26 protein-coding genes and 1 pseudogene are annotated in these 25,357 nt (G+C 73.7%); 14 read left to right on the top strand and 13 right to left on the bottom strand.

Annotated features, from left to right (window positions below):
- Window positions 1-26 precede the first annotated feature (26 nt).
- Window positions 27-947 (bottom strand): helix-turn-helix domain-containing protein, encoded by a 921-nt coding sequence (locus IE118_RS07030; RefSeq protein WP_189556488.1) that lies wholly within the window; start codon window positions 945-947, stop codon window positions 27-29.
- A 179-nt stretch (window positions 948-1,126) separates the two neighbouring features.
- Window positions 1,127-1,357 carry a DUF397 domain-containing protein gene (locus tag IE118_RS07025; protein WP_189556486.1) on the bottom strand — a complete coding sequence of 77 codons (231 nt, stop codon included), beginning with the start codon at window positions 1,355-1,357 and terminating at the stop codon, window positions 1,127-1,129.
- 171 nt (window positions 1,358-1,528) lie between these two features.
- Here IE118_RS07025 and IE118_RS07020 point away from each other — a divergent pair, with 171 nt between their 5' ends.
- The 4 genes from IE118_RS07020 (at window position 1,529) to IE118_RS07005 (ending at window position 7,097) form a co-directional block, all read left to right on the top strand.
- Window positions 1,529-2,083, top strand: coding sequence for an ATP-binding protein (locus IE118_RS07020; RefSeq protein ID WP_229846693.1), 555 nt, complete (start codon window positions 1,529-1,531; stop codon window positions 2,081-2,083).
- Window positions 2,084-2,111: 28 nt separating this feature from the next.
- Window positions 2,112-2,657, top strand: coding sequence for a hypothetical protein (locus IE118_RS07015; RefSeq protein WP_189556484.1), 546 nt, complete (start codon window positions 2,112-2,114; stop codon window positions 2,655-2,657).
- 214 nt (window positions 2,658-2,871) lie between these two features.
- Entirely contained in the window at window positions 2,872-5,598 is a 2,727-nt protein-coding gene (locus IE118_RS07010) for a SpoIIE family protein phosphatase (RefSeq protein WP_373303161.1), read from the top strand.
- A 134-nt stretch (window positions 5,599-5,732) separates the two neighbouring features.
- Window positions 5,733-7,097, top strand: a complete 1,365-nt coding sequence (locus tag IE118_RS07005; protein ID WP_189556480.1) for an FAD-dependent oxidoreductase — start codon at window positions 5,733-5,735, stop codon at window positions 7,095-7,097.
- A gap of 91 nt (window positions 7,098-7,188) precedes the next feature.
- Here IE118_RS07005 and IE118_RS07000 read toward each other — a convergent pair whose 3' ends face one another.
- Complete coding sequence (locus IE118_RS07000; RefSeq protein ID WP_189556478.1) at window positions 7,189-9,561, bottom strand: glycoside hydrolase family 65 protein; 2,373 nt, start codon at window positions 9,559-9,561, stop codon at window positions 7,189-7,191.
- Between the two features lie 376 nt (window positions 9,562-9,937).
- Here IE118_RS07000 and IE118_RS06995 point away from each other — a divergent pair, with 376 nt between their 5' ends.
- Window positions 9,938-11,140: a globin domain-containing protein gene (locus tag IE118_RS06995; RefSeq protein ID WP_189556476.1), complete on the top strand. Its 1,203-nt coding sequence runs from the start codon at window positions 9,938-9,940 to the stop codon at window positions 11,138-11,140.
- A gap of 47 nt (window positions 11,141-11,187) precedes the next feature.
- Here the strand turns inward: IE118_RS06995 and IE118_RS06990 are convergent, their stop codons facing one another.
- The 4 genes from IE118_RS06990 to IE118_RS06975 all read right to left on the bottom strand — a co-directional run bounded on the left by IE118_RS06990 (window position 11,188) and on the right by IE118_RS06975 (window position 13,381).
- Window positions 11,188-11,562: a roadblock/LC7 domain-containing protein gene (locus IE118_RS06990; RefSeq protein ID WP_189556474.1), complete on the bottom strand. Its 375-nt coding sequence runs from the start codon at window positions 11,560-11,562 to the stop codon at window positions 11,188-11,190.
- 84 nt (window positions 11,563-11,646) lie between these two features.
- Window positions 11,647-12,165, bottom strand: a complete 519-nt coding sequence (locus IE118_RS06985; protein ID WP_189556472.1) for a roadblock/LC7 domain-containing protein — start codon at window positions 12,163-12,165, stop codon at window positions 11,647-11,649.
- Between the two features lie 38 nt (window positions 12,166-12,203).
- A complete protein-coding gene (locus IE118_RS06980) occupies window positions 12,204-12,983 on the bottom strand; it encodes a hypothetical protein (RefSeq protein ID WP_189556465.1) in 780 nt (259 codons plus the stop codon).
- Entirely contained in the window at window positions 12,980-13,381 is a 402-nt protein-coding gene (locus IE118_RS06975) for a hypothetical protein (RefSeq protein ID WP_189556463.1), read from the bottom strand. The genes IE118_RS06980 and IE118_RS06975 overlap by 4 nt, the downstream gene beginning before the upstream one ends.
- A 452-nt stretch (window positions 13,382-13,833) precedes the next feature.
- Here IE118_RS06975 and IE118_RS06970 point away from each other — a divergent pair, with 452 nt between their 5' ends.
- Entirely contained in the window at window positions 13,834-14,985 is a 1,152-nt protein-coding gene (locus IE118_RS06970; RefSeq protein ID WP_189556461.1) for a hypothetical protein, read from the top strand.
- A gap of 144 nt (window positions 14,986-15,129) precedes the next feature.
- On the opposite strand, the gene IE118_RS06965 is transcribed toward IE118_RS06970, so the two are convergent.
- Window positions 15,130-16,422 carry a hypothetical protein gene (locus tag IE118_RS06965; RefSeq protein ID WP_189556459.1) on the bottom strand — a complete coding sequence of 431 codons (1,293 nt, stop codon included), beginning with the start codon at window positions 16,420-16,422 and terminating at the stop codon, window positions 15,130-15,132.
- A gap of 248 nt (window positions 16,423-16,670) precedes the next feature.
- Between IE118_RS06965 and IE118_RS06960 the strand changes: the two genes are divergently transcribed.
- From IE118_RS06960 to tgmB, 3 genes are all read left to right on the top strand, one after another.
- Window positions 16,671-16,997 carry a YkvA family protein gene (locus tag IE118_RS06960; RefSeq protein WP_189556457.1) on the top strand — a complete coding sequence of 109 codons (327 nt, stop codon included), beginning with the start codon at window positions 16,671-16,673 and terminating at the stop codon, window positions 16,995-16,997.
- 120 nt (window positions 16,998-17,117) lie between these two features.
- Entirely contained in the window at window positions 17,118-17,309 is a 192-nt protein-coding gene (gene tgmA, locus IE118_RS06955; protein WP_149548982.1) for a putative ATP-grasp-modified RiPP, read from the top strand.
- 16 nt (window positions 17,310-17,325) lie between these two features.
- The gene (tgmB, locus tag IE118_RS06950) at window positions 17,326-18,309 is read left to right on the top strand and encodes an ATP-grasp ribosomal peptide maturase (protein WP_189556455.1); all 984 of its coding nucleotides are present in this window, start codon (window positions 17,326-17,328) and stop codon (window positions 18,307-18,309) included.
- A gap of 21 nt (window positions 18,310-18,330) precedes the next feature.
- On the opposite strand, the gene IE118_RS06945 is transcribed toward tgmB, so the two are convergent.
- Entirely contained in the window at window positions 18,331-18,546 is a 216-nt protein-coding gene (locus IE118_RS06945; protein WP_189556453.1) for a hypothetical protein, read from the bottom strand.
- A 94-nt stretch (window positions 18,547-18,640) separates the two neighbouring features.
- A complete protein-coding gene (locus IE118_RS06940) occupies window positions 18,641-19,114 on the bottom strand; it encodes a hypothetical protein (RefSeq protein WP_189556451.1) in 474 nt (157 codons plus the stop codon).
- A 188-nt stretch (window positions 19,115-19,302) separates the two neighbouring features.
- Between IE118_RS06940 and IE118_RS06935 the strand changes: the two genes are divergently transcribed.
- Entirely contained in the window at window positions 19,303-20,271 is a 969-nt protein-coding gene (locus IE118_RS06935) for a GlxA family transcriptional regulator (RefSeq protein WP_189556449.1), read from the top strand.
- A 23-nt stretch (window positions 20,272-20,294) separates the two neighbouring features.
- Here the strand turns inward: IE118_RS06935 and IE118_RS06930 are convergent, their stop codons facing one another.
- Together IE118_RS06930 and IE118_RS06925 are read right to left on the bottom strand one after the other, a co-directional pair.
- A complete protein-coding gene (locus IE118_RS06930) occupies window positions 20,295-20,558 on the bottom strand; it encodes a DUF5133 domain-containing protein (protein ID WP_189556447.1) in 264 nt (87 codons plus the stop codon).
- 206 nt (window positions 20,559-20,764) lie between these two features.
- A pseudogene (locus tag IE118_RS06925) lies at window positions 20,765-21,132 on the bottom strand (ATP-binding cassette domain-containing protein); the annotation flags it as partial.
- Window positions 21,133-21,241: 109 nt separating this feature from the next.
- On the opposite strand from IE118_RS06925, the gene IE118_RS06920 reads away from it, so the two are divergent.
- The 4 genes from IE118_RS06920 (at window position 21,242) to IE118_RS06905 (ending at window position 24,698) form a co-directional block, all read left to right on the top strand.
- A complete protein-coding gene (locus tag IE118_RS06920; RefSeq protein WP_189556445.1) occupies window positions 21,242-21,655 on the top strand; it encodes a VOC family protein in 414 nt (137 codons plus the stop codon).
- A 230-nt stretch (window positions 21,656-21,885) separates the two neighbouring features.
- Window positions 21,886-22,782, top strand: coding sequence for a Gfo/Idh/MocA family protein (locus IE118_RS06915; RefSeq protein WP_189556443.1), 897 nt, complete (start codon window positions 21,886-21,888; stop codon window positions 22,780-22,782).
- A 322-nt stretch (window positions 22,783-23,104) separates the two neighbouring features.
- Window positions 23,105-24,307, top strand: a complete 1,203-nt coding sequence (locus IE118_RS06910) for a glycoside hydrolase family 64 protein (protein WP_189556441.1) — start codon at window positions 23,105-23,107, stop codon at window positions 24,305-24,307.
- A 184-nt stretch (window positions 24,308-24,491) separates the two neighbouring features.
- Window positions 24,492-24,698, top strand: coding sequence for a hypothetical protein (locus IE118_RS06905; protein ID WP_189556440.1), 207 nt, complete (start codon window positions 24,492-24,494; stop codon window positions 24,696-24,698).
- Window positions 24,699-24,854: 156 nt separating this feature from the next.
- Here the strand turns inward: IE118_RS06905 and IE118_RS06900 are convergent, their stop codons facing one another.
- The gene (locus IE118_RS06900) at window positions 24,855-25,343 is read right to left on the bottom strand and encodes a DUF5709 domain-containing protein (RefSeq protein ID WP_189556439.1); all 489 of its coding nucleotides are present in this window, start codon (window positions 25,341-25,343) and stop codon (window positions 24,855-24,857) included.
- Window positions 25,344-25,357 lie beyond the last annotated feature (14 nt).

The raw sequence follows: 25,357 nt of genomic DNA, 5'->3' as shown, positions 1-25,357 counted from the left end.
CCCGGCCGGTGCCGCGGCGCGGCCGTTCAGGTGGCGGAGTAGCGTTCCCTGGCCGTCCGGCGCAGCAGTTCCACCGAGTCGCGCGGCTGGAGGGCCTCGTCGGCGAGGCGGTCCAGCGCGATCCGGTACTCCTCGGTCTCGTCGCGGTCCTCGAGGAAGTTGGCGCTCCTGATGTGCTCCAGGTAGACCACGTCGGGCAGGTCGAGTCCGCCGAAGCGCAGATAGGTCACCGGAATCGCCGGCGCCGACGCGTTGGTCACGTCCAGCGGAACGATCTGCACCGTCACGTTGGACCGCTCGGCCATCGTCACCAGGTGCTCGAGCTGCTCCCGCATGACCGCGGGACTGCCCAGCACGCGCCACAGGACCGACTCGTCGATGACGGCCCAGAGCTGCGGTGCCGCCTCGCGCCGGAGCAGTTCCGCGCGGCGCATGCGCAGCTCCACCCGCCGCTGCACCTCGGCTGCCGGAGCGTTGGGCAGGCCCCGCTCGACCACGGCGCGGGTGTAGGCCGCGGTTTGCAGCAGCCCGGGGACGTACTGGATCTCGAAGGTGCGGATGGTTGCGGCGGCCTCCTGAAGACCGACCAGCCGGTCGAACCACTCGGGCATCAGCCGCTTGTCGTACCGCTGCCACCAGCCCGGCTCTCCGGCCCGCTTGAGCAGTTTGAGCAGTACCGAGGCTTCGTAGTCGTCGGTGCCGTACAGCGTCAGCAGCGCCCGGACGTCGTGCTCGGTGGGCGGGCGGCGGCCCTTGCCCGACTCGATGCGGGACAGCTTCGCCCCGCTGAAGCCGACGGTGCGCGCCGCCTGGTCCTGGGACAGCCCGGCGTCCTCGCGGAAGCCTGCCAGCTGCACGCCGACCAGCATCTTCAGCAGGGTGGGCGCGGGCTCGGCCCTGTCGAGATAGGGTTCCAGGCGGGAGATTCGAGGCGACGCGGCGGACATCCTGACTCCCAGCAGACCGGCACAAGGGCGATTCACACTATCGCACCTGACGGTGCCTCACCGCATCCACGCGGAGGAGGCTCCAAGGAAGTGGGTGGGCCGCCTCCGCTTCAGGGGCACCGGTTCACAGGCGTCGGCCCCCCGGGACGGCCGCGCCCGGACAGTCGCCTTCCGGACGGTCAGACGAGGTGGTCGAACTCGCCGTCCTTGGCTCCGGCCAGGAAGGCCGCCAGCTCCGCGGCCGTGTAGACGAGGGCGGGGCCGTCGGGGTCTCGGGAGTTGCGCAGGGCGACGTCCCCGCCGGACAGCGGGGCCACCTCGACGCAGTTGCCCTCGGCGTTGCTGTGCCGGCTCTTGATCCAGCGGGCGTCCAACTGGCTGGCCCGGACTCCGTTGCGCGCTCCTGGCACCGCTGCCTCCTTGCTGTTCACGTCCCGTCGCGCCCGGCCCCCTCCGCACATGGCGAAAAAAGTCGCGCAATTTCTCGTGCAATTGCACGCGAGCGCTGTCAGCGTGGATAATAGCCGCGGCGTCAACCCCCGTGTGGGCGCCCCGTCCTGACGTCGCATCGAGGAGATGCCGTGTCATCACCTGCGCTTCCCCTGCTCCGGCCGCCGGCCCTGGCGGTGGTACGGGCGGGCGGCTCCGGCACGGCCCCGCCCTTTCCCCACGCACCGCTCCCGGCGGTGCGGCCCGAGGAGTCCCGCCCGGCGCCGGAGACGGCCCGCGCGGCGTGCGACCCGGTGGGGCTGCGCATCCCGTGCAGCGGGGAGGGGCTCGCCCGGGCGCGCTCCTTCACCCGGGCCACGCTCCGGGCCTGGTCGCTGGGACACCGCTGCGACGACGCCACGCTCGTGATGACCGAACTCGCCGCCAACGCCGTGACCCATGCGGCACCGCGGTGCGCGGGTGTGCCGGACGTACGGCTGGGCTTCCGGCTGGAACCGGCGCACGTACTGCTCACCGTCACCGACCCCGACGACCACCCGCCCGTGCCGGCGCCCGGAGCCGCCCTCGAAGAGCACGGCCGGGGGCTGCGCATCGTCGAAGCCCTGTCCGAGGCCTGGGGCTGGTCCCCCACGGCCCCGGCAGGCAAGACGGTGTGGGCCAGGTTGTCGACCCACCCTCCCCTCTGACACAACTGCCGCGGAAAGGCCCCACGCCATGCGCAGCGCTTCGACACAGCAGCCGAGCAGCGAGCGCCCTGTGCGCCACACGTCCCCCACCGGAGTGGCACGGACCACGCCTCTCACCGCGGTCTCCCGCGTGCCGTGGGCCGACATGCAGGATTCCACCGGATCGGCGGCCGCCATCCCCCTGCTGCTCAACGGCATCGCCTGGGGGGACTCCGCCACGGCCCTGGCCGCCCTGGAGGACTTGCGGAAACGCATCTGCCAGTACGGCTTCGTCACGGAACAGGCGACCGCGGCCACGGTCCCCTTCCTCTGGGAGCTGGCCCAGCTGCCCCACGTCACCTGCCGGGCCCGGATCATCCAGCTCCTCAAGGCGATCGCCGACGCCCGGCAGTGGGAGAGCACCGCCGCCCTGTATCCCAAGCTGCTCAGCCGCCGGGAGAACCCGGTGGTGTGGGAGCGCGCCGCCCGTCAGGCGGTGCGGGACCGGCGCGGCGACCTGAACAGCCTGCTGACCGAACCGGACACCGAGATCGCCCGGGCGACCACGGAACTGGCCCGGTCACTGGCCGACTGAAACCATGGGCCGCCCCGCCGACGGCGGCCCGGCCGAGAGCGCGCGACCTTCGGGGGACGAGTCGCGCGCCGGGGGGAGAGGGTCGCGCGCGGCCGAGGGGGGAAGGCCGCGCGCGACCCTCGCAGCTTCGCCGCGCCGGCGACGCGCCGGTCAGGGGGGTGTGCCCCTCGCCTCGCGTGGCGCGGCAGTGTAGACATGGCACATGGTCCGACTCATGGGTCGATCCCGGCCCCGGTCGCCCCAGCGGCCCGGCGCCGCGGCGTCGGCGCGGCGCCGGCAGCAGCGGGACGGCCGCTCCCGGTGGCGTCCCGCGGCGGGGCTGCGGTCGGTACTGAGCGGGCGCAGCGTCGCCGGACAGGTGTTCGTCCTGCACCTGGTGATCGTGCTGCTGCTCGTCGTGGCCGCCGTGGTCGCCCTCGTGCTCCAGGTGCAGCGGGACAGCACGCAGGAGGCCCGCAACCGTTCGCTCGCCGTCGCGGAGACCTTCGCCAGCGCGCCGGGCGTCGTCGAGGCGCTCCGGTCCCCCGATCCCACGGCCGTGCTCCAGCCGCGCGCCGAGGCGGCCCGCGAGCTGGCGAACGTCGACTTCGTCGTCGTGATGAACACCGACGGCATCCGTTACACCCACCCCAGGCAGGACCGCATCGGCAAGAAGTTCGTCGGCACCATCGAGCCGGCACTCGCCGGTGAACCGGTCGTGGAGGAGGTCGAGGGCACGATCGGGGAGCTGGTGCAGGCGGTGGTGCCGGTCAAGGACCCCGACGGGACGGTGGTCGGTCTGGTGTCGGCGGGCATCACGACCGAGAACGTCGGCGGGGCCGCGGAGGACCAGCTGCCGCTCGTGATGGGCGCCGCGCTCGCCGCGCTCGCGCTGGCCGTCGGGGGCGCGGCCCTGGTCAGCAGACGGCTGCTGCGCCAGACCCACGGCCTCGGCCCGCACGAGATGACACGGATGTACGAACACCACGACGCGGTGCTGCACGCGGTGCGCGAAGGGGTGATCATCGTCGACGGCGACGGCACCCTGATGCTCGCCAACGACGAGGCGAACCGGCTGTTCAGCCTCCCCGACGACGCCGAGGGCCGGCACGTGCTCGACGTCGGCCTGGACCCCGGCACCGCGGACCTGCTGTCCTCGGGCCGGGTCGCCACGGACGAGGTGCACCGGGTGGGCGACCGGCTGCTGGCGGTCAACCAGCGGCCCACCGACCGTGCGGGCGGCCCGCCCGGCAGTGTCGCCACCGTCCGCGACTCCACCGAACTGCGGGCCCTGTCCGGCCGGGCCGAGGCCTCGCGCGAGCGGCTCGACATGCTGTACCGGGCCGGGGTGGGCATCGGGACGAGCCTGGACGTCACCCGTACCGCCGAGGAGCTGACCGAGCTGGCCGTGCCGCGGTTCGCCGACTTCGTCACGGTGGACCTGTTCGAGCAGGTGCTGGCCGGCGGCCACCCGGACGCGGCCGGCGCGCTGCGGCGCACGGCCGTGACGGGGATCGCCGGGGAAGCTCCGCTGTACCCGAGGGACGAGAAGATCCGCTTCGTCGCGTCCTCCCCGCAGGGCCGGAGCCTCGCCACCGGCCGGCCGGTCCTGGAACCCCGGCTGAGCGAGGCGCCGGGCTGGCAGGCCCAGGACGTGGAGCGGTCCGGACAGGTCGTGGACTACGGCATCCACTCGCTGATCACGGTGCCGCTGCGGGCCGGCGCGCTGGTGCTGGGCGTGGTCAGCTTCTGGCGTTCGCGGAAGCCGGAGCCGTTCGACACCGAGGAGCTGGCGCTCGCGGAGGAGCTGGTGGCCCGGGCGGCGGTGTCCATCGACAACGCCCGCCGCTACACGCGTGAGCACAACATGGCGGTGACGCTCCAGCGGAGCCTGCTGCCGCGCAGCCTGCCCGAGCAGAGCGCCCTGGAGGTCGCCTACCGCTACCTTCCGGCGCAGGCCGGGGTGGGCGGCGACTGGTTCGACGTGCTGCCGCTGTCCGGGGGGCGGGTCGCGCTGGTGGTCGGCGACGTCGTCGGGCACGGCCTGCACGCGGCGGCCACGATGGGGCGGCTGCGGACGGCCGTGCACAACTTCTCCGCCCTCGACCTGCCGCCGGACGAGCTGCTCGGCCTGCTGGACGAGCTGGTGGGCCGCATCGACCAGGACGAGGCGCAGGACGAGCAGAGCGCGCCGGTGACCGGGGCCACCTGCCTGTACGCGGTGTACGACCCGGTCTCGCGGCGCTGCACCGTCGCCCGCGCGGGCCATCCCCCGCCGGCCCTGGTCCGGCCCGACGGCAGCGTGGAGTTCGCCGACGTGCCCGTCGGTCCCCCGCTGGGGCTCGGCGGTCTGCCGTTCGACTCGGCCGACCTGGAACTGCCCGAGGGCAGCCGGCTGGTCCTCTACACCGACGGTCTGGTCGAGGACCGCGAGCACGACATCGACGTCGGCCTGGAGCAGCTGCGCGAGGCGCTGTCCCGGGCCGGCGACTCCCCCGAGGACACCTGCAGGACCGTCCTTGAGGCCCGGCGCCCGGCCCGGGCGGCGGACGACATCGCGCTGATCGTGGCGCGGACGCGGGCGCTGCCCGCCGACCGGATCGCCGAGTGGCCGGTGCCGTCGGATCCGGCGGCCGTCGGCGAGGTACGGGCCGCGGTCGCCCGGAAGCTGGCGGAGTGGGGGCTGGAGGAGCTCACGTTCGCCACGGAGTTGATCCTGAGCGAGCTCGTCACCAACGCGCTCCGCTACGGCGGTACCCCGATCCAGGTGCGCATGCTGCACGACCGCCACCTGATCTGCGAGGTCTACGACAGCAGCAGCACCTCGCCCCACCTGCGCCACGCGACCATGACGGACGAGGGCGGGCGGGGACTGTTCCTGGTCGCCCAGCTCGCCGAGCGCTGGGGCACCCGCTACCTCCCGGCCGGGAAGGTCATCTGGGCGGAGCAGCCCCTCCCCTGACACATAAGGCGAACCTGGGAGAAGTCATAAGGTTCGATTATGAGCCCATAGACCGGACCCGCGTACCAGGTTAGGCATGCCTTAATTTAGGCTTCCCCACGAGACGCTTGTCATCGCTCGAAGGGAACCTGACCATGCCCCGCCCCCTGCGGGTAGCCATCGTCGGATCCGGCCCCGCCGGGATCTACGCCGCCGACGCCCTGCTCAAGTCCGACGTGGCCGCCGAACCGGGTGTGTCCATCGACATCTTCGAGCGGATGCCCGCGCCGTTCGGTCTGATCCGGTACGGCGTCGCGCCCGACCACCCGCGGATCAAGGGCATCATCACGGCCCTGCACCAGGTGCTCGACAAGCCGCAGATCCGCCTGTTCGGCAATGTGGACTACGGCACCGACCTCCACCTCGACGACCTGCGCACGTTCTACGACGGCGTGATCTTCGCCACGGGTGCCACCGCGGACCGCGCGCTGCCGATCCCGGGCATCGACCTCGACGGCTCCTACGGCGCGGCCGACTTCGTGTCCTGGTACGACGGCCACCCCGACGTGCCGCGCACCTGGCCGCTGGAGGCCGAGAAGGTCGCCGTGCTCGGCGTCGGCAACGTGGCCCTCGACGTCGCCCGAGTCCTCGCCAAGACGGCCGACGAGCTGCTGCCGACGGAGATCCCGGCGAACGTGTACGAGGGCCTGAAGCAGAACAAGGCCATGGAGGTGCACGTGTTCGGGCGCCGCGGCCCGGCGCAGGCGAAGTTCAGCCCGATGGAGCTGCGGGAGCTGGACCACTCCCCCAACATCGAGGTGATCGTCGACCCCGAGGACATCGACTACGACGACGGCTCGATCGCGACGCGGCGCGGCAACAAGCAGGCCGACATGGTCGCCAAGACCCTGGAGAACTGGGCGATCCGCGACACCGGTGACCGTCCGCACAAGCTGTTCCTGCACTTCTTCGAGTCGCCGGTGGAGATCCTCGGCGAGGACGGGAAGGTCGTGGGCCTGCGCACCGAGCGCACCGAGCTCGACGGCACGGGCAACGTCAAGGGCACCGGCGAGTTCAAGGACTGGGACGTCCAGGCGGTCTACCGGGCCGTCGGCTACCTCTCCGACAAGCTCCCCAAGCTGCCCTGGGACCTCGGCTCGGGCACGGTCCCGGACCAGGGCGGCCGGGTCCTCCAGGAGACCGGCGAACACCTGCCGTCCACGTACGTCACCGGCTGGATCCGGCGTGGTCCGGTGGGCCTCATCGGCCACACCAAGGGCGACGCCAACGAGACCGTGGCGAACCTGCTGGAGGACTACGCGGGCGGGCGGCTGCTGACGCCCGGGTCGCCGGAGCCGGAGGCGGTCGACGCGTTCCTCGCCGAGCGCGACGTCCGTTTCACCACCTGGGACGGCTGGTACCGCCTGGACGCCGCGGAGAAGGCGCTGGGTGAGCCGCAGGGCCGTGCGCGGGTGAAGATCGTCGAGCGCGAGGACATGCTGCGGGAGAGCGGCGCGTAGGGCGCACCTTCCCTGCACGCCGTCCGGGGTTCGGTTCCGCCACTCCCGCCGGGCGCCCGTCCGGTCCGTGACCGGGCGGGCGCCCGGTGCTTCAGCCGGGCAGGGGCAGCCGGGCGGTCTCGCCCGGCTCGACCCGGACCGAACGCCGGTCCGGGAGGTGCACCTCGATCGGGGAGCGGCCTGAGGAGGGCACGGTGATCTCCAGCAGGCCGTGTTCCAGCCGCAGCCGCACCCCCCAGTGGCCGTGATAGCGCAGGGTGAAGCCGTAGGAGGACAGCTCCGGCAGGGGCACCGGGTCGAGCCACAGCGCTCCGCCGCGGGTCTCCAGACCGGTCAGCCCGCGCTGCACCAGGTCCAGCGTGCCGGCCATGGCGCCGAGGTGGATGCCCTCTCCGGTGGTGCCGCCCTGGATGTCGGCGATGTCCGCCTGGAGGGCCTCCTGGCAGAACGTCCAGGCGTCCGCGCGGCGGGCCCGGGCCAGGACCCAGCCGTGCACCAGTCCGCTGAGGGTGGAGCCGTGGCTGGTGCGGTGCAGGTAGTGGTCCACCGTGCGCCGCCAGGTCCGTTCGTCCAGGCTCAGGCCCAGCCGGTGGAAGACGCCCTGGAGTTCGGCGGGCGAGAAGAGGTAGCCGAGCATCAGCACGTCCGCCTGTTTGGAGGCCTGGTAGCGGTTGACGCTGTCGCCCTCGGCCTCCAGGATCCGGTCCAGGCGCCGGATGTCCCCGTACCGGCGCCGGTAGCCCCGCCAGTCCAGCTCGGCGAGTTCGCCGTAGCCCTCGAACTGGCTGATGACACCGTCGTGGAACGGGACGTGGAGCAGGCGGGAGACCTCCTCCCACTCCTCGAGCTCGCCCGCGTCCAGTCCGGTCCGCTCGGCGAGCTCCCGGCGCCTCGGCTCGGGCAGTTCGTGCAGCACCTGAAGGGTGCGGGTGAGTACCCAGGCGGCCGTGACGTTGGTGTAGGCGTTGTCGTCCAGGCCCGGTGAGGAGGCGTCCGGGTAGGCGTCGTGGTACTCGTCGGGGCCGAGCACGCCCTTGACGCGGTACCGGCCCAGCCCCTCGTCGAAGACCGCGGCCTCCGCCCAGAAGCGGGAGATCTGCAGCAGCGTCTCGGCGCCCTTGGTGTGCAGGAACTCCTCGTCCCCACTGGCCTCGCAGTACTGCCACACGTTGTACGCGATGGCCGAGCCCACGTGGTGCTGGAGATGGGAGTGGTCGGGCAGCCAGCGGCCCGAACGGGGGTTGAGGTGCAGCTGCTGCGTCTCCTCCCGGCCGTCGCTGCCGCTCTGCCACGGGAACATCGCGCCCCGGAGCCCCGCGTCGTGGGCCGCGGTGCGGGCACGTTCCAGACGCCGGTGCCGGTAGTGCAGCAGCGCGCGCGAAACCTCGGGGAAGTGCAGGTCGAGGTAGGGCAGGACGAACAGCTCGTCCCAGAAGACGTGCCCCCGGTAGGCCTCGCCGTGCAGTCCCCGCGCCGGGACCCCGACGTCCAGGCCGGCGGTGTGCGGGGAGAGGGTCTGCAGGACGTGGAACAGGTGCAGCCGCAGGATGCGGCCCGCCTCACCGGGTACGTCCAGTTCGGCCCGGCGCCACAGCTGCGCCCACGCCGTCAGGTGCGGCGCCAGCAGCGCGTCGAAGCCGCCCGCCCGGCTCACCCGGTCGACGGCGGCGTGCAGCGGGTCGCTGATCGCCGGGTCGCGCGAGGTGTGGAGGGCGACGACCTTGTCGACGGTGACGGTGTGCCCGTCGGCCAGGTCCAGCCGGGTCGACTGGACGGCGCGCGGACGGTCGTGCCGGTCGGCGACGGGCGCGGGTGAGGTGAACCGGGCGGCGAGCGCGATCCGCACACTGGAGGTGCGGGTGCGGCAGGACAGCCAGACCCGGTCCGCGGCGGTCGTCCCGGTGAGCACGTCGGTCAGGTGACGGCCGTCCAGCTGCCCGTAGCGCGGCACCCCGGTGTTGGTCACACCCCCGTCGAGCGCCGCCTCCACCTGGAGCGGGCCGGAGAACCCCTCGGCGGTGAATTCGGTGCGCAGTCCCGCGAGGTGGGGGTCGGCCATGTGGACGAACCGGAGCTGGCGCACGAGGAGCGTCCGGCCCGCGCCGAGGCCGTAGCGGGTCCTGCGCTCCATCAGCCCGGAGGACAGGTGCATGATCACCGCGTGGTCGAGCACGGGCGCGGTGTCGGGGGTGAGCCACGGCCGGCCGGGCAGGCGGAAGCGGAGCGGGAGCCAGTTGGGCAGGTTGACCATGTCCTCGTTGTCGACCTGCCGTCCGGCGACGTGGGAGGTGAGTCGGTTGTAGACGCCGGCCGCGTACGTCCCCGGGTAGTGCACGTCGTCGGCGGAGCACTCCGCCAGTGCTCCCCGGGTGGCGAAGTATCCGTTGCCGAGCGTGCACAGCGACTCCCGCAGTCGCGCGCCGCCGGGGTCGTAGCCCTCGTACTCCCACGTCCAGCCCGTCACCCGACGCTCCTCCCGCCGCCGCGGAACCGGCCGCTCCGGCCGAAGGACGTGCACGAGTACCCCCCGGCGGGCGCGCACACACCATGGGGCGGCAGGGCCCCGCACGCTCCCTTCGCGCCGCCAGGGCCTGGCCGCCCCCCACCGGCACCCGCCACCGCAGCACGGGACCCGCCGCCCCGGCGCGGGGGCCGGCCGGCCCCGTTCCGGGACCGTTCGCGGGGCCGTAGGTCCTCTTCGGGCGGGACGACGGTCCCGTGTTGCCGCCGACGCCCCCCTTACCCATGGGAACAGGTGTTCCGGGTTGCTATACAGGTGCTGCCGCCGGTCCGGATCCGCGGTCCAACGCCCCCCTTACGTCCCGTCTTTGGGAGACCCCATGTTGTCCGAAGAGTCCGCAGCAGTGGTGCGGGCGACCCTGCCCGCCGTGGCCGGAGCCCTCGACGAGATCACCACGCGTTTCTACGGTGCGATGTTCCGCGACCGGCCCGAACTCCTGGACGGCCTGTTCAACCGGGGCAACCAGGCCAGCGGGGCGCAGCGCCGGGCGCTCGCCGGGTCCGTCGCGGGATTCGCCCGGGCGCTGCTCGCCGACCCGGACAGCCGGCCCGACGCCCTGCTGGCCCGGATCGCCCACAAGCACGTCGCGGTGGGGATCACCGACGACCAGTACACGATCGTGCACAAGTACCTGTTCGGTGCGATCGCCGAGGTGCTGGGCGAGGCGGTGACGCCCGAGGTGGCGGCCGCCTGGGACGAGGTGTACTGGCTGATGGCGGGCGCGCTCATCGCGCGGGAGGCCCGGCTGTACCAGGAGGCAGGCGTGGAGCCGGGCGACATCTGGCGTCCGTGGACGGTCGTGGAGCGCCACGAGGAGACGGACGACGTGGTGTCGTTCCTGCTGAGCCCGGCCGACGGCAGGCCGGCCCCCCGGGCCCGGGCGGGCCAGTACGTCAGCGTGCGGCTCACCATGCCGGACGGGGTGCGGCAGCTCCGTCAGTACAGTCTGTCCTCCGACCCCGGGGGCGAGGTGCGCCGGATCACCGTCAAGCGGGTCGCGGGCGTGCGGGGCGCACCGGACGGCGAGGTGTCCAACCTGTTGTTCGAGCGGATCGGCACGGGCGACGAGCTCACCCTGTCCGTGCCGGCCGGGGACGTGGCGCTCGACGAGGCGGAGACCCCGCTGGTGCTGGTCTCGGCGGGGATCGGGTGCACCCCGATGCTGGGCATGCTGGCCCGGCTGGCGGCCATCGGTTCGGCCCGGCGGGTGCTCGTGCTGCACGCCGACGACTCGCCGGCCGGGCACGCCCTGCGGGCCGAGACCCGCGAGGCGGTGGCGGCACTGCCCGACGCGGAGGCCGTGTTCTGGTACGAGCGTCCCGGCGCCGAGGAGCCGGACGCCCGCCGTGGCCTGCTGAGCCTGGAGGGCATCGACGTCCCGGCGGACGCGACGGTGTACCTGTGCGGTCCGCTGCCGTTCATGCGGGCCGTGCGCGGCGAACTGCTGGCCGCCGGGGTCCCCGCCCGGTCCGTCCACTACGAGGTCTTCGGTCCCGACCTGTGGCTGCCCGATGCCGCCTGACCCGGACGGGCCGGGGCCCCGCACGGCGTGCGGGGCCCCGGCCCGTCTCACACCTCCAGTTCGGCCTCGATGCGGCGCAACTGGTGCCGTGCCATGGCGAGGTTGGCCCGCGCCCCGTCGAGCACCAGGTACAGGAAGAGGCCGTTGCCGCCGCGTCCCTTCAGCAGGCGGATCAGGTGGTACTGGCTGTTCAGGGTGATGAGGATGTCCTCGATCTCCTCGTTGAGCCCGAGGTGCTCCATGGTGCGCAGTTTGGACCGCACGACGTCGGTGTTGCCGGCGGCGGCGACCTCCAGGTTGAAGTCCTTGCCGCCGCCCAGCGTGCCGAGGGCCATGCCGCTGGTGTAGTCGACGAGCGCGACGGCCGTCGCGCCGTCGATGGAGGCGAGGCATTCCTTGAGCGACGTCTCGGTGTTGGCCATGAGTGGTGTCCTTTCACATGGATGAGCGGTTCGGGCCGGCGCCGGATGGTGCGCGGGCGTCCGGCCGGAGGGTGAAGCCCCGGGTCAGCCGCCGGGCTGGGTCCTGGGCCGGTGTGCGGGCAGTTGCGGGGTCCGCACCGGGAGGGTGCCGATGGGGCGGTCGGGGTCCGGGGCCCGTGCGGGCAGTTCCCGGGGCGCGAGCCGGTCGGCGTGCCGCCCTCCGCCCGGGCCGATGTGGGTGTCCACCAGTTCGGCGATCCGGGCACCGCTGCGCCGTCCCTCCAGGTGCAGCCGGCCGACGTTGACCCGGTCGTCGGCGAGGAGGGTGAGGACCGCGGTGGTGCCGGCGGCGTAGGTCGCGATGTAGCCCTGGCTGCCGCGCACCAGGAGTTCGCGGAACGTGCCCCGTGCGGCGGCGTCCGTCATGCGGTGGGCGACGCCGAGCGCGGCGGCGGTGAGCGCGGCCAGCCCTTCCGGTTCGGTCTCGGGGACGTCGTGGGCCAGCACGAGTCCGTCGACGGTGGCCGCGAGGGTGCCTGCCAGCCGGGGTATGCGGGTGCGGAGCCCGCGCAGTTCGTCCAGCACGTCGGTCTCGACGGCCATGAGCAGTCTCCTTTCGGCACGCTGCCGGCGCGCGCGGATCACAGTGCCTCCAAGGCGTCCAGGAGCCGTCTCAGCAGCGCTGTGTCGGGCTCGTCCCACGCCGCGCCGCCCGTGTCGGGGACGGAGTGGACGGGCGTGGCGGGCGGGGCCGGCGCGGGCGTGACCAGCCCGTCGGCGGCCAGGCGGCGTAGTTCGACGAGGGTGTGGAAGGTACGGCAGGCGAGGGCCGAGGCGATCTGCGCGGCGGTGCGGCCGCCGTCGACCAGAGCGAGGGTGCGCCCGCGGCGGGGCGGCAGTTCGGCGGGATCGGCGCCGGCCGTGCGGCTGAGCGGGGCGGTGTCGACGGCGGGGTCGGGCCATATGCGGTGCAGCAGGTCGCGGCGGCGGCGCGACTCCCGCAGCACCGTCGCCACCGGTACGGGACGGACCGCGCCGAGCCAGTGTGCGACGCCGGGGCGGAAGCGGAGGGCGGTGCCGTCGTGGGCGAGCGCGAAGTACGCGGCATCGAACAGGGCACCGAGGTGGCACAGTTCCAGCGCGCCGGTGGTGAGCCGCCCGCTGTCCACCAGCTGGCGGCCGACGCGGTGCAGGGCGCCCGCCCGCTGGACGGCCTCCCACCAGCCGGCCGGGGCGACGGCTCCGCTGCGGGTGAGCAGGTCGCCGAGGTCGGGGCTGTGGGCGGATTCGACGTGCACGACGTGTCCCGCCGCGAGGTAGAAGACCCCGGAGTGCGTCGAGAGGGCGCCGGTGGCGTGGTCGGCCGCGAGGGTGCCGAGCAGGTCGGGGGCGGAGCCACCGGTGCGGGGCACGGTGGTCATCCGAGCACCAGCCGGTCCGCCATGTCGGCGAGTCTGATGCGGGCGAGGGCGAGGTTGCCGTCGGCGCGGTCGAGCCACAGGTAGAGGAACACGGTGCTGTCGAACGTCGTGACGACGAACCGCAGCAGGTGGTAGGAGTCGGCGCCGGTGAGGATCAGGTCCTCGACGGGGCGCTCCTTCCCGGCGGGACCGGCGGTGTCGACGGCCGGTGCGAGCGTGCCGCTCTCCATGGCCTGGCGGGCGAGTTCGGCGGTCTCCGCGGCCGTGGCCTCCGCGTCGCCGCCCGGGGCCTCGCCCACCGCGCCCAGGGCGAGCCCGCTGATCCAGTCGACCACCAGGGCACCGCGCGCCCCTGGCAGTCGCATGGCTTCCAGCAGGCTCTCGTCGATTCCGGGCACGCCGGATCCCCCTCCTCGCACGGCTGTACCGCGAACGTGACGTCGACGCTACGGTGTGTGCTCGGCCGAGGTGAGGGCTTCGGTGTTTTCCGGGGGAATATGCGACAGGGGTGCGGTGCCGCTGGTAGGGTCCGCGCCTCCGCTTCCCGGCGGACCGTTTCCGTCCGGGCGCGGCGCGGGCGGGGCCGGCCCCGATGCGGATGGTGGGACGGCCCCGCCCGCCCGGCCATGGTGGCGGTGCCCACACCGCCGGGACCACGGGTGAGGCCGGGTGACCGCGAGTGCGCCGCGCACACCCCGTGCGCGACACGCCGGGCCCTCACCCGACATGCGGGCCGTCCGGGGCGAGTGGGCGCGGGCCCGGACCGCCGCCCGGCGGAACCCCGCGTCACTTCGCCGGCCGACGGCGACGATACTGGCAGGAGCACGTGCCCCCGCTCACCACTGGACTCATGCCGACTTCTTCCACAGTCCGCGCCGATGCCCCTCCCACGGTCTGGCTGGCCCGTGGCCGGCACACCGGCGGCAGGGCGGACGAAAAGCTGCGGCGCGCCCTGCGCCGCCTCAAGGACAGCCGGGACATCGACGACTTCCTGGAGGTCCCGGCCACCGGTCCCGCCTCCGGCCTGGTGTTCGAGTCCAGAACCCGGGTCGCCGGGGAGGTCACCGTGCGCGCCCGGCTGAGCCTCGCTCCCGGCACCGACTCCGACGAGGGGCGGGACTGGATCCTGGTCGCGGAGGCGGAGCGGCCCTGGGACCAGGGCTGGCCGTCTCCGGCCGGCATGTTCTGGGAGCCCGGGCAGGACGCCGAGTGGCACCACGACGCGACGACGGGACTGCGGCCGGGGGAGATCAATCCGCTCCCGGAGGACGACAAGGCCGTACGGAGACTGCTGCGCGACTGCGCGCGCGACGCCTGGCACGTGCACGTCCTCGTCCACGAGGCGATGACCACGGACGAACGCGGCCGGGTGCCGCTCGCGCACTGGCTGCCGCCGGGGCTGCGGCACCGGGTCGTGGAGCACCGGGCCACGCCCCAGCAGTTCCGGGTGGCGAACTGGGCGCTGCGGGAGCACGGTGTGCAGGTTCCACGCGGGGGCGCCGTGGTGCTGCCGGGCAACCCGGCCCCGGCGGGCTACGACGGTGACGCCTTCGCCGTACGGGCGGTGTTCCTGGACGGTACGGAACCGGCCGGTCTCGTCGACGCGGTGACCCGCTTCGACGCGCTGCCGCGCACGCTGCCGGACGGCGCGCGGGAGGAGCTGACCGCGCTGCGGGAGGACTGGCGCCTGCTGACCCTCGCGGAGGAGCTCGACCGTGAGCGCGCGCTGGTGGCCATGTACGCGGAGGCCCTGGAGGCGATGACGAAGTCCCGGGACCTGTACCGGGAGGCCGCCGAACGCGCCCACGAGGCCCTGGCCGCCTACCAGGACGCGGCCTCCGGCACCCCGGCCGCCGGGGGGCCGCCCGCGCCCCGGACGGCCCCCGCCTCTCCCCTCCAGCACCTGACCCGCACGCTGGAACGCCTGAAGGGCGGGGGCGCCGGGCCCCGCCGAGCCAGGGGACCGGCTCCGGAACGGGAGTCGACGACGTCCGACCTCTGAGGGGGTCGCCCCGGCGTCCCGTGCGGGCGGGCGGCGCTCTCACCGCCCCCGGGCGCCGTTCCGGCCTCGGTGACCGGTCCGGACCCCTCTCCGGGATGCCGGGGAAGCCGCCGCCCGCCGGGCGGAACGCCGGGACCCGGTCCGTCACTCGGTCGGGCTCGGGGACGGCCAGGGGGACCAGCGGGTGCCGGGGAGGGGGGAGGCCACACGGACGACCAGGGCCGCCAGTGCCAGCAGTGCGGCGGCCACGGCGGCGGAGGTGGCGAGCCAGGCGGGTGCCAGGGCGAGGTCCACCGCCCGGGAGAGGGCCGACGACGGATAGGAACCGCCGTAGGCATGGGTGCCGGCCAGGACCGCGGGGACCAGGAGCGCTCCCGCCAGCACCAGCGCACCGGGACGGACGACCAGGACGAGCGCCAGCACCGTGCAGAGCACCGACAGTCCGACGGCGAAGGCGTGCAGGCCGAGGGGGACGCCGTCGCGCTGCAGCGGGAAGTGGGTGACCGCGCACACGGCGAGGGCCACGGCGGCCAGCCAGCTCGACCAGACCACGGGCAGGGCGACGGGCCGGTGCGTGCGGTCGCGGGCGGCGATGCGGGGACGCCGGCGCGCGGGCCGCGTCAGGCGGGCGGGGGGACGCCGGCGGCCGACCCGGAGGCCGCTGTGCGGGGCGGGCGCACTCGCGCCGGGCCGCTGCTCGCCCGGCGCGGCCGGCGGGTCCCCGGCATCCGGCCCGGGTGCCGGCGGTTCCGGACGGCGCGGGTGCTCGGCGGGCCGGTGCACGGCCAGGCGGTCGATCAGTTCGACCAGTTCGTCGACGGAGCGGCCGGTCGCGGCGGCGCGCAGCGCCTCCTCGCGGCAGCGGGGTGCCAGCGGCTCGTCGTGCAGCAGTGCCACCAGGAGGGTCACGTCCTCGACCGAGCGGTGCGCCGCCGCCGCGCGGATGGTCTCGTCGGCGCTGGCGGCGTCGCGGGGCGGCCGGGTGAGGAGGGCGACGAGACGGGTGACGTCCTCCACGGACCGGTCGATCCCGGCGGCGCGCAGCGCGTCGACCACGGCCCTGGTGTGCTCGGGCGACCGTTCCAGCGCGGTGATCAGGTCGACGACCTCTTCCAGCGGCCGGTCCGCCACGGCGGCGTGCACGAGGTCGCTGACCGGATCGCCGTAGGGCTTCCCGGCCGCGGGGGCGTCGGCGCGCGGCGGCTCGGCGGGCAGCGCCCGCCCGGGCGGGTCCACGGGATCGACCGCGGCGACCGGGTCGCGGCGGTGCACGGTGTCCGCCGGATCCGCGCGGTCGCCCACCAGGGGCCGTGCGCGTGGCGGATCCGGATGGCGCGTGCCGGTCGTGCTGGCCGTCGGGGCGGCGGGCCCGGCGCCGGCCGCCTCGGGGGGTATGACCGGTTCGTCCGGGCGCGGCGAGGTGGAGAAAGTGGTCATGATCGTCTCCCTGGGAAGGCTGATGACCATTACTAGGCGCCCCCGCAGATCGTTGCCACTCGACTGCTCCACCGGGATGACCTGCGGGGATCCGGCGTTTCACGAGGAGGCGGCGGGGCATCGGACGCGTGCGCGCATGGCTGGTCCCCGACGCCATACCGGGGCCGTCAGCGGGCATCCGATCGGAGAAGGCTGTGCCGCGGCGACCGGCCGCGGCACGCCGGTTCACCCGGAGGAGGGCAGTGACGATGGACTCGACCACCGTACTGCTGACCGCCGCCGCGGTCCTCGCGGCCGCGGTGCTGGCCGGCGCCGTCGCCGTCCTGGTCCGACTGGTCCGTACGCGGCGGGAGTTGCGGCGGGCGGGTCTGCCCACGGGTCCGCGCTGGGTGTTCTGGGGCGCGATCCTCTACCTGGTGCTGCCGGCCGATCTGCTGCCCGACCCGGTCTACCTGGATGACATCGGCGTCCTCCTTCTCGCACTGCGCTCCATGCGTGGCTCCTCCGGCAGGGCCCCGTCCCCCGCGTCCTCGCGGCGGCCGGGACGGCAACCCGCCGGTGACTACGCTCCGTAAGGAAACCAACCACCCGTTCGATTCGTATAAGTCTCTGGAAGCCAAAAGAAGTCGGCGGACCAAGCCGCGGCGCCCAGTGGGCCGTTGCTCGGTCGGCGCAGCACCGACGAGGGAGAGACGATGCAACCGTTCGCGCTCAACTACGCACGTCCGGCAGTTGAGTTGGCCGTTGCCACTCCGTACGCGTATGACTCCGGAATGCAGTTGAACGTCCTCGGGGACGGTCGGATCGCGGCCTGCGACCACGCGCTGTTGCGCGAGGTGGGGACGACGACGTCCACCGCGGGCTCCAAGACCCACTTCGACGACTGAACGCGGACCGTAGACCATGACCGTGCTGATCCTCACCTGTGAGGAGGATGTGACCGCCGACATGGTGGTCGTGCATCTGAACGGCTCGGGCGTGCCGGTGGTGCGCCTCGATCCCGCGGACCTGACCGGTGGCGTCTCGCTGTCGGGCGAGTTCGTCCACGGCCGCTTCCGCGGCCATCTCTCGGCCGGGGGGCGGCTGGTGAGCATCGGCGGGCTGCGGTCCGTGTGGGTGCGCAGGCCCGGCACCCCCGCCGCGCGAGCGCCGCAGCCGTCGGCGTGGCTGTCGGAGGAGGCCTCGCAAGCGCTCTACGGCTTGCTGCGGGGCTGCGACGCGCGGTGGATGAACCACCCGGACGCGGCCCGGCAGGCGCGCCACAAGCCGTGGCAGCTGCGGCTGGCGCAGCGTTGCGGTCTGCCCGTGCCGGCCACCGTGATCACCACGTTCCCGCGCGCCGCGCGGGAGTTCGCCGAGCGTTTCCCGGACCTGGTGGTCAAGCCGGTGTCGGGGGCGCATCCGCAGGATCCGCCGCGTGCGGTGCCGACCAGCAGGGTGGCTCCGGACACGGACTTCTCGGCGGTCGCGTACGGCCCGACGCTGCTGCAGCGGCGGATCGCCAAGCGGGCGGACATCCGGCTGACCGCGGTGGGTGAGCGGTTGCTGGCCGCGCGGAAGGCCACGTCCCCGGACGCGGACCCGCAGGAGGTGGACGTGCGGTTCGCCGCGCCCGGGTCGCCCTGGGAGCCGGTCGAGGTCCCGGCACGCACCGCGGATGCGGTGCTCACCTATCTGCGCCAGGCCGAACTGGCTTACGGGGCTTTCGACTTCGCCGAGGACGCGGACGGGACGTGGTGGTTCCTGGAGTGCAACCAGTCGGGGCAGTTCGGGTTCGTGGAGGTGGAGACGGAACAGCCGATCGCGCGGAGCATCGCCGAGTGGCTGTCCCGCCCCGTTCCCGAGGAACCCGCGAAGCTCAACGGGGCGGGGACCACGGTGTGCTGAGGGGACGTCACCGCCGGACGGTCAGTGCGGCCGCGGTCCGGGCAGCAGGGCGGTGCGCTGCCAGCCGTTGCCCGGCGCGTGCGGCCGGTCGAGGCCGGGGCCGTAACCCGGGGACTGCAGGGGCCGCATGACCAGCTCCAGTTCCCTGCTCACGCGTTCGGCTTCGCGGCGGACCTGTGCGGGCACGTCGCCCTGCTCCGCGATGAGTCGGTCGTAGATGGGGGAATCCTGGAACACCCGTCAACGTGCCTTTCTTCTCGGCGGCCCCGGTGCGGGGTCGCGACTGCCGAGTGTAGGCGTCCGTTCGCGGTGAAGTGGGCGTTCCGGGCGGTCAGGCGCCCGTCGTGGAGCCGGGGCGCACGATCATCAGGACGGTGACGGTGGCCCAGAGCAGGTTGAACGCCCCGGTGAACATCGCGAGTTGGACGGTGATCCGCCGGTCGACGGACCGGTGTTCGCTCACCTGTCCGAGGAGTTCGTCCTGACGGGGCAGCACGAAGGCGAGCAGCGTTCCGGCGGCCACCGCGGTCAGGGCGATCGAGGCGATGAGCCAGCCGTCGCCCAGGACGCCCATCGCGAGGGCGGTGGCGAGGCCGAGGAGCGGCACGGCGATCCCGATGCGGGCGTAGACCCGGCAGATGCGGTGGAGCAGTGCGACGGTCGTGACCGCCTTCGGGTCGGGCCCGTCACCCTCCCCGGGGGCGGCCCGGCGCACTGCGGGCGGGAACATGCTGGCCGCGACGGTCACGGGACCGATGGCGATGATGGCGGCCAGGACGTGGAGGGACAGCAGGAACTTCGTCACCGGGGCTCTTTCCTTGGTGCGGTCGGCGGTGCCGGGCCCACGTTAGGAGTCCGCCGGATGATCACCCAGAGGCCGGAACGACACGTTTCCACGGGTTCTCGCCAACACCTCCCACCACGGTGCCGGTGTGCCGCCGCCCCGACGCGTCCGTTCCGGGGTGTGGCGGGAACCCGTCTATCGTGAGGTTCATGCACTCCGTGGCGATTCTGGTTCTCGATGGGGTCGTGCCGTTCGACATGGCGGCGCCGATGCAGGTCTTCGACTGGACCCGGCTGCCCGACGGCCGGAGTCCCTACCGGGTGCGGCTGTGCGCCGAGCGGCCGGAGGTGGCCGCGGACGGCGGTTTCACCCTGCGGGTCGACCGTGGCCTGGAGACGCTCGCGGACGCCGACACGGTCATCGTCCCGGGCCGCACCGACGAGACCCCGCTCTCCCCCGCCGTCGTCGCCGCACTGCGGCAGGCGGCCGAAGCCGGGACCCGTATCGCCTCGGTGTGCGTGGGTGCCTTCGTACTGGCGGAGGCGGGACTGCTGGACGGCCTGCGCGCCACCACGCACTGGGTGGCCGCCGGCCGGCTGGCGCACGCCTTCCCGCTGGTCGACGTGGAGCCGGACGTGCTCTACGTCGACAACGGCAGGATCCTCACCTCGGCCGGTGCCGCCGCCGCGTTGGACATGTGCCTGCACATGATCCGGCGGGATCTGGGCTCGGCCGTGGCCGCGGACGCGGCCCGGATGTCGGTGATGCCCCTCGAACGGGAGGGAGGGCAGGCCCAGTTCATCGTGCACGACCATCCGCCCGTGCCGCGCGGGTCCGCTCTCGAACCGTTGCTGGAGTGGATCGAGGACAACCTGGCGCACGAGGTCACCCTCGGGGCACTGGCGGCCCGCGCCGGCATGAGCGAGCGCACGTTCAGCCGCCGGTTCCGGGAACAGACGGGCACCACGCCGTTGCAGTGGCTACTGCGGGCCCGGGTGCGGCGCGCCCAGTACCTGCTGGAGAACAGCGACCACACGATCGAACGGATCGCCCGGCAGGCCGGTTTCGGCTCGCCCACGGCGTTCCGTGAACGGTTCCGCAAGGTGGTGGGCACCACTCCGTACGCCTACCGCTCGTCGTTCCACGGGCGGCGCGCCGCCACCGCGGGCGTCTCCTAGCCGGCGCGCCCGCCGCCCGCGGCTCAAACGGCCAGGGACAGGCCGGTCCCGCCGTCCGCCTCGGGCGTCCGGCCGGGCGTGGACCCGGGCACGGGACGGACCAGCAGGGCGTCCGCCCGCGCGATGGCCTCGTCGATGCGGGACGTCGCCATCATCACGCAGAGCGTGTAGCTGACGTCCTCGAGTTCACGCGCGGCCGTCGGCGAGTGCCGCTCGGCCTGCGCGATCCGCAGCGACGCGTACGTCGTCAGAAGCTGCCTGACGACCTTGGGGTCCGGTACGAGCACGAAGCGCCCCTTTCTGGTTTCCGCTGCGTATGCCCCCACCTGGCGGAAGCACTCACCCCTGTGCCCATGTGGCGGCAATTGACCGAAAACATGCGCACCCGGCCGGTCGCGCCGGTGGGGAGGTGAGGGTGTCCCCCGCGCCGCCCCGGACGGCGGGGGCGTCAGGCCACCTGCCCGCTGTGCAGGTCCGTGTAGGGCCCGCCGCGGCGCAGCGGTTCCCCGGCGCAGGCGATGGCGAGGCGCTGGCCGCCGGACAGCCGGGCGCCGCGCTCCCCGACGAGGGTGGCGAGGCCCCGGGGCAGCCGGTCGGCGAAACTCCAGCGCGTTGGCGTCGCGCAGCGCGGCGCGCACCGTCTCCTCGTCGGCGTCGTCCATGCCGTAGGCGACGTTCTCCCTGACCGTGCCGTCGAACAGGATGGACTCCCGGGGCACCACCGACAGGAAGCGCCGGTAGGTGCGCAGGTCGAGGCTGTTCATGTCGGTGCCGTCGAGTCATGTCGGTGCCGTCGAGCAGCAGTCGGCCGGAGGTCGGCCGGATGAAGCCGATGACGGGGTCGAGCACCGTGGACTTGCCCGGGCGGGGCACTGAATCGGGACCGGCCCTCCACCGGTCGCCGCGCGGAGGCCGGCGCCCGGCGTTAGCCTGCGCGCAGCCGACCTTTCGCACGTTCCAGGAGGCATCGATGGGCTCGCTCCTCAACCCGTATCTGAGTTTCGACGGGCACGCCCGGCAGGCGATGGAGTTCTACAAGGAGGTGTTCGGGGGTGAGCTGCGCCTCAACACCTTCGGTGACGCCGGGCAGCCCGGCGCCGAGGGCTCCGACAAGATCATGCACGGCATGCTGACGACCACCGACGGCTTCACCCTCATGGGCGCGGACACTCCGCCGGGCATGGAGTACGCCGCGGGGAACAACTTCGCCGTGAGCATCAGCGGTGAGGACGAGAGCTCGCTGCGGCGCTACTGGGAGCGGCTGTCCGACGGCGGCTCGGTGTCCGTGCCGCTGGAGAAGCAGATGTGGGGCGACGTGTTCGGCATGTGCACCGACCGCTTCGGCGTTCCCTGGATGGTCAACATCAACCAGCACGAGGGCTGAGCCCGGGGCCGGCGCCCCCGGTCCCCCGGCACCGGGGGCGGCCCCAGGTCTTCGGACAACCGGGCGGCGGCCAGATATTTGGGCAGCCGGGTGGCGGCCCCAGGTATCCGGGCAGCCGGGCTGTTGACAGGTGATTTCGGCAGGGATCATCGTTCTGACCCGGAGCGGCGGGCCGGCGCGGCGCGCGCGGGACGAGCGGTGCGGCAGCGGGCCGCGGGAGAGGCGGCGGCATGCGGATCGGACTGCTCGGCACCGGCCCCTGGGCGCGGGTGGCACACGCCCCCGCGCTGAGCGGGCACCCGGACGTCGACTTCGCCGGGGTCTGGGGCCGGCGCCCCGAGGCCGCCGGGGAACTGGCCGCCGTGCACGGCACCCGGGCCTACGACGACGTCGACGCCCTCCTCGCCGACGTGGACGCGGTCGCCGTCGCGCTGCCGCCGGCGGTGCAGGCGGGGCTGGCGGTGCGCGCGGCACGGGCGGGATGCCACCTGCTGCTCGACAAGCCGCTCGCGCCGACGGTCGAGGAAGGGCTGGCGGTGGCCGAGGCCGCCGAGGAGGCCCAGGTCGCCTCGGTGGTGTTCTTCACCACCCGTTTCCAGCCCGAGGCGGAGGCATGGATCACCGAACAGGCGCGTAGGGGAGGGTGGTTCACGGGGCGGGTGCACTGGCTCGGGGCGGTGTTCGGCGACGCGGGCAGTCCTTACGCCGCCTCGCCGTGGCGGCGGGAGAAGGGCGCGCTGTGGGACGTGGGCCCGCACGCCCTGTCCGTGCTGCTCCCGGTGCTCGGCGAGCCGCGGCGGGTGACGGCGGCCGCCTACGGGCCCGGCGACACGGTCCATCTCGTCCTCGACCACGCGGGCGGCGCGTCGAGCAGCCTCACCCTGAGCCTGACCGCGCCCCCGGCTGCCGCGGGCGCCGGGGTGGAGCTGCGGGGCGACGCGGGGGTGACGGTCCTCCCGGAGTCCTCGGAGGGCGTCGTCCCGGTCCTCGGGCGGGCCGTCGACGCCCTGCTCACCGCGGCCCGCACGGGCGTTCCGCACGCCTGCGACGCCGGGTTCGCCCTCCGGGTGACGCGGGTCCTGGCCACGGCCGAGGCGTCGCTGCGCGGCGGGGGCCGCCCGTCGTGACGCCCGGGGACCGCCCGTCGTGACACGCCCGGCGACTGCGCAGCGGAACACCGCGTGCGCACTGTGTGCCGCGGCCCGCCGGGTCGGCTTAAGCGGCCCTTAAGGGCCGGTTAAGCGATCGTGGGGAGTTGGTCGTCTCTGCACGTCTGCGCAGGTCGGCGGGTGTCGGAGGACAAGTCGGACCGTTGGCGGGGTGCGTCGGTGTCCCTAGCATCGAGATCGCGCGCCGGTCCCGACGTGCGGTCTGAGAGCGCTCTCTCGACTGCCCCCCGCGTCGGCCGGTGCGGTCAGGAACCCGCACGAGCACCCTGGAGACCCCCACATGACTCCACGTCATCAGCGCACCCTCGGCCGCCGCAAGGTCCTCTTCGCTCTCGGCGGGGCCGCCGTGGCCCTGCCCGCGGCGGCGCTGATCGCCCCGCACGCCCTCGCGGACCAGGCCCCGCGGCGCGGGCCCGGCACGGCGGCGGCCTCCCTGCCGCTGACCATCGTCAACAACAGCGGTTCCTTCGACAACGCCGGCGTGCACCTGTACGTCGTGGGCAACGCGGACGGCCGCCAGGTCCGGCTCACCCCCGAGGGGAACGTCGTCCCGATCGCCGCGTCGGACAACGGCCCCGACGGCTTCACCGACTACGCGATCAGCCTGTCCGGCAGCGGCGAGACCAAGCTGTCCCTCCCCCACATGTCCGGCCGGATCTACGTCTCCCTCGGCGCCAAGCTCAAGTTCAAGGCCGTCACCGACGGCAACGGCGACGCGGCGCTGCAGTACCCGGCCGGCTGGGTCACCTCCGACCCCAACTACGGCGTGCTGCACGACTGCGCGGAGTTCACCTACAACTCCGCCGGCATGTTCTGCAACACCACGATGGTCGACATGTTCAGTGTGCCGCTGAGCATCCGGCTCACCGGCTCCGCCGACCAGGTGACGGGCACGGTGCGCGAGGGCGGCCGCGAGGCGGCGTTCGCGGCCGTCAGGGAGCAGGAGGCGTTCTCCCGGCTGGTCGTGGACGACACCCGGATCATCGCCCCGGGCCACGGGCTGGACGCCGGTCTGTTCGCCGGGGACTACCTCGCCCCGTACATCGACGAGGTGTGGAGCACGTACACCGGCCGGGACCTCAAGGTCACCACCAACGCCGGCACCTTCACGGGCCGGGTGCGCGGGGAGCGGTTCACCTTCGACGGGCCCGCCCAGGTCTCCTTCGCCAAGCCGTCCACGCGGGACGTCCTCTTCTGCGACGGGGCCCTGGCCGCCCCCAACGACGGCACCACCGGTCCGGTGGCCGCGGTGCTGGGCGCCGGTTTCAACCGGTCGACGCTGCTCAGCCACCCCGACCAGCCGACCGCCGACGCCTCGGTCTTCTACCGGACGGAGCTCACCAACCACTACTCCAAGGCGGTCCACACGGCCACCGAGGACGGCCGGGCGTACGGTTTCGCCTTCGACGACGTGGCCGACTTCGCCTCGTACATCCAGGACACCGCACCGACGGGTCTGCGGCTGACCCTCACGCCCTTCTAGGCCGGGACGCGGGACGGGTTTCCCGCGGGCCCGGGAAGGTACCCCGGCCTCCAGGAGGCGGCCCCTCACCGCGGCGCCGCGCGTGCTTCCGGATGCACGGCGGGCTCCCGCGTTGAATGGTAGGTATCGGACCCGATGCCAGCACCGGGACCGCCACAGCGATCCGGACCCGAGGAGCCAGAAGATGTCGACGTCCCAGCCCGACGCGTCCCGGCAGCCCGAGGACAGCGCCACCCCGGACAGCATCCTCCACGCCCGCACCGGCACAGAGGTGTCACCGGAGGACCTGGTTCTCGCCTCCGGCAAGGACCTCACCCCGCGGAACCTCGAGTGGGCCGAGCGGAAGCTGGCCGAGGAGGGGCCCGCCGCCCTGGACAAGATCCTGCCCTGACCCTCCCGGGTCCCCGCAGCGGCGGAGCGGCGCCGCCGGCCCGGTGCGCTCACGCGCGGGCCGGCGGCGCCGCTCCGCCCTGCCCGTCCGGTCCCCGTCCGGGCGGTGTCCTTCCGTCCGGTTCGAGTCCGGCCGGTGCCGGTCCGGCCGGTCCGGTCAACTTCTGTCCTGGTCGTCCGGGAGCGCCGTCTCGTCCTCGACGACGTGCATCGCGGCTTCCTCCGCGCCCGCGGCGCCGCCGTCGATGCCGACGTCCTCGGCGACGGTCTCCTTGGTCGTGTCGGTGCGGGCGCCCTCGTCGGGGGCGACCAGCCGTCCCGCGCGGGCGGTGCCCGCCTCCGGGTCCACCGGCTCGCCCTCACCGCCGGGCAGGTCGCCCACCGCGTCCCCGGCGGGCGCGGACTCCTCGGGCACCTCCTGGGCCAGCCGCTGGTCGAGGCTCTCCCCCTCGTGCTGCTCAGCGGCCGTGGTGCCGTACTTGGTGACGCCCAGCGGCTTCTCCGGCGGTGAGTAGCCCTCGTCCAGGTGGTCGTCGTAGGTCCGCTCGTCGAGGGCGTCCTGCATGTCGAGCGGCGCGGCGTCCTCCTGCTCCTCGTTGCTCCCGGTGGGCTGGTAGGCGTCGTCGGCCATCGGTTCGGAGCCCATGGCGTCCTCCCTGT

Origin of the sequence: Streptomyces pilosus (assembly GCF_014649835.1) — a bacterium.
Taxonomy (GTDB): domain Bacteria; phylum Actinomycetota; class Actinomycetes; order Streptomycetales; family Streptomycetaceae; genus Streptomyces; species Streptomyces pilosus.
The sequence above is the reverse complement of the archived record's forward strand: the minus strand, read 5'-3'. Positions and strand labels throughout refer to the sequence as shown.

Bases quoted from the DNA above. Each gene is read 5' to 3' on its own strand.
- IE118_RS07030 (WP_189556488.1), bottom strand. From the start codon at position 947: ATGTCCGCCGCGTCGCCTCGAATCTCCCGCCTGGAACCCTATCTCGAC.
- IE118_RS07015 (WP_189556484.1), top strand. From the start codon at position 2,112: ATGCGCAGCGCTTCGACACAGCAGCCGAGCAGCGAGCGCCCTGTGCGC.
- IE118_RS07010 (WP_373303161.1), top strand. From the start codon at position 2,872: ATGGGTCGATCCCGGCCCCGGTCGCCCCAGCGGCCCGGCGCCGCGGCG.
- IE118_RS07005 (WP_189556480.1), top strand. From the start codon at position 5,733: ATGCCCCGCCCCCTGCGGGTAGCCATCGTCGGATCCGGCCCCGCCGGG.
- IE118_RS06995 (WP_189556476.1), top strand. From the start codon at position 9,938: ATGTTGTCCGAAGAGTCCGCAGCAGTGGTGCGGGCGACCCTGCCCGCC.
- IE118_RS06990 (WP_189556474.1), bottom strand. From the start codon at position 11,562: ATGGCCAACACCGAGACGTCGCTCAAGGAATGCCTCGCCTCCATCGAC.
- IE118_RS06985 (WP_189556472.1), bottom strand. From the start codon at position 12,165: ATGGCCGTCGAGACCGACGTGCTGGACGAACTGCGCGGGCTCCGCACC.
- IE118_RS06980 (WP_189556465.1), bottom strand. From the start codon at position 12,983: ATGACCACCGTGCCCCGCACCGGTGGCTCCGCCCCCGACCTGCTCGGC.
- IE118_RS06970 (WP_189556461.1), top strand. From the start codon at position 13,834: ATGCCGACTTCTTCCACAGTCCGCGCCGATGCCCCTCCCACGGTCTGG.
- IE118_RS06965 (WP_189556459.1), bottom strand. From the start codon at position 16,422: ATGACCACTTTCTCCACCTCGCCGCGCCCGGACGAACCGGTCATACCC.
- IE118_RS06960 (WP_189556457.1), top strand. From the start codon at position 16,671: ATGGACTCGACCACCGTACTGCTGACCGCCGCCGCGGTCCTCGCGGCC.
- tgmA (WP_149548982.1), top strand. From the start codon at position 17,118: ATGCAACCGTTCGCGCTCAACTACGCACGTCCGGCAGTTGAGTTGGCC.
- tgmB (WP_189556455.1), top strand. From the start codon at position 17,326: ATGACCGTGCTGATCCTCACCTGTGAGGAGGATGTGACCGCCGACATG.
- IE118_RS06935 (WP_189556449.1), top strand. From the start codon at position 19,303: ATGCACTCCGTGGCGATTCTGGTTCTCGATGGGGTCGTGCCGTTCGAC.
- IE118_RS06920 (WP_189556445.1), top strand. From the start codon at position 21,242: ATGGGCTCGCTCCTCAACCCGTATCTGAGTTTCGACGGGCACGCCCGG.
- IE118_RS06915 (WP_189556443.1), top strand. From the start codon at position 21,886: ATGCGGATCGGACTGCTCGGCACCGGCCCCTGGGCGCGGGTGGCACAC.
- IE118_RS06910 (WP_189556441.1), top strand. From the start codon at position 23,105: ATGACTCCACGTCATCAGCGCACCCTCGGCCGCCGCAAGGTCCTCTTC.
- IE118_RS06905 (WP_189556440.1), top strand. From the start codon at position 24,492: ATGTCGACGTCCCAGCCCGACGCGTCCCGGCAGCCCGAGGACAGCGCC.
- IE118_RS06900 (WP_189556439.1), bottom strand. From the start codon at position 25,343: ATGGGCTCCGAACCGATGGCCGACGACGCCTACCAGCCCACCGGGAGC.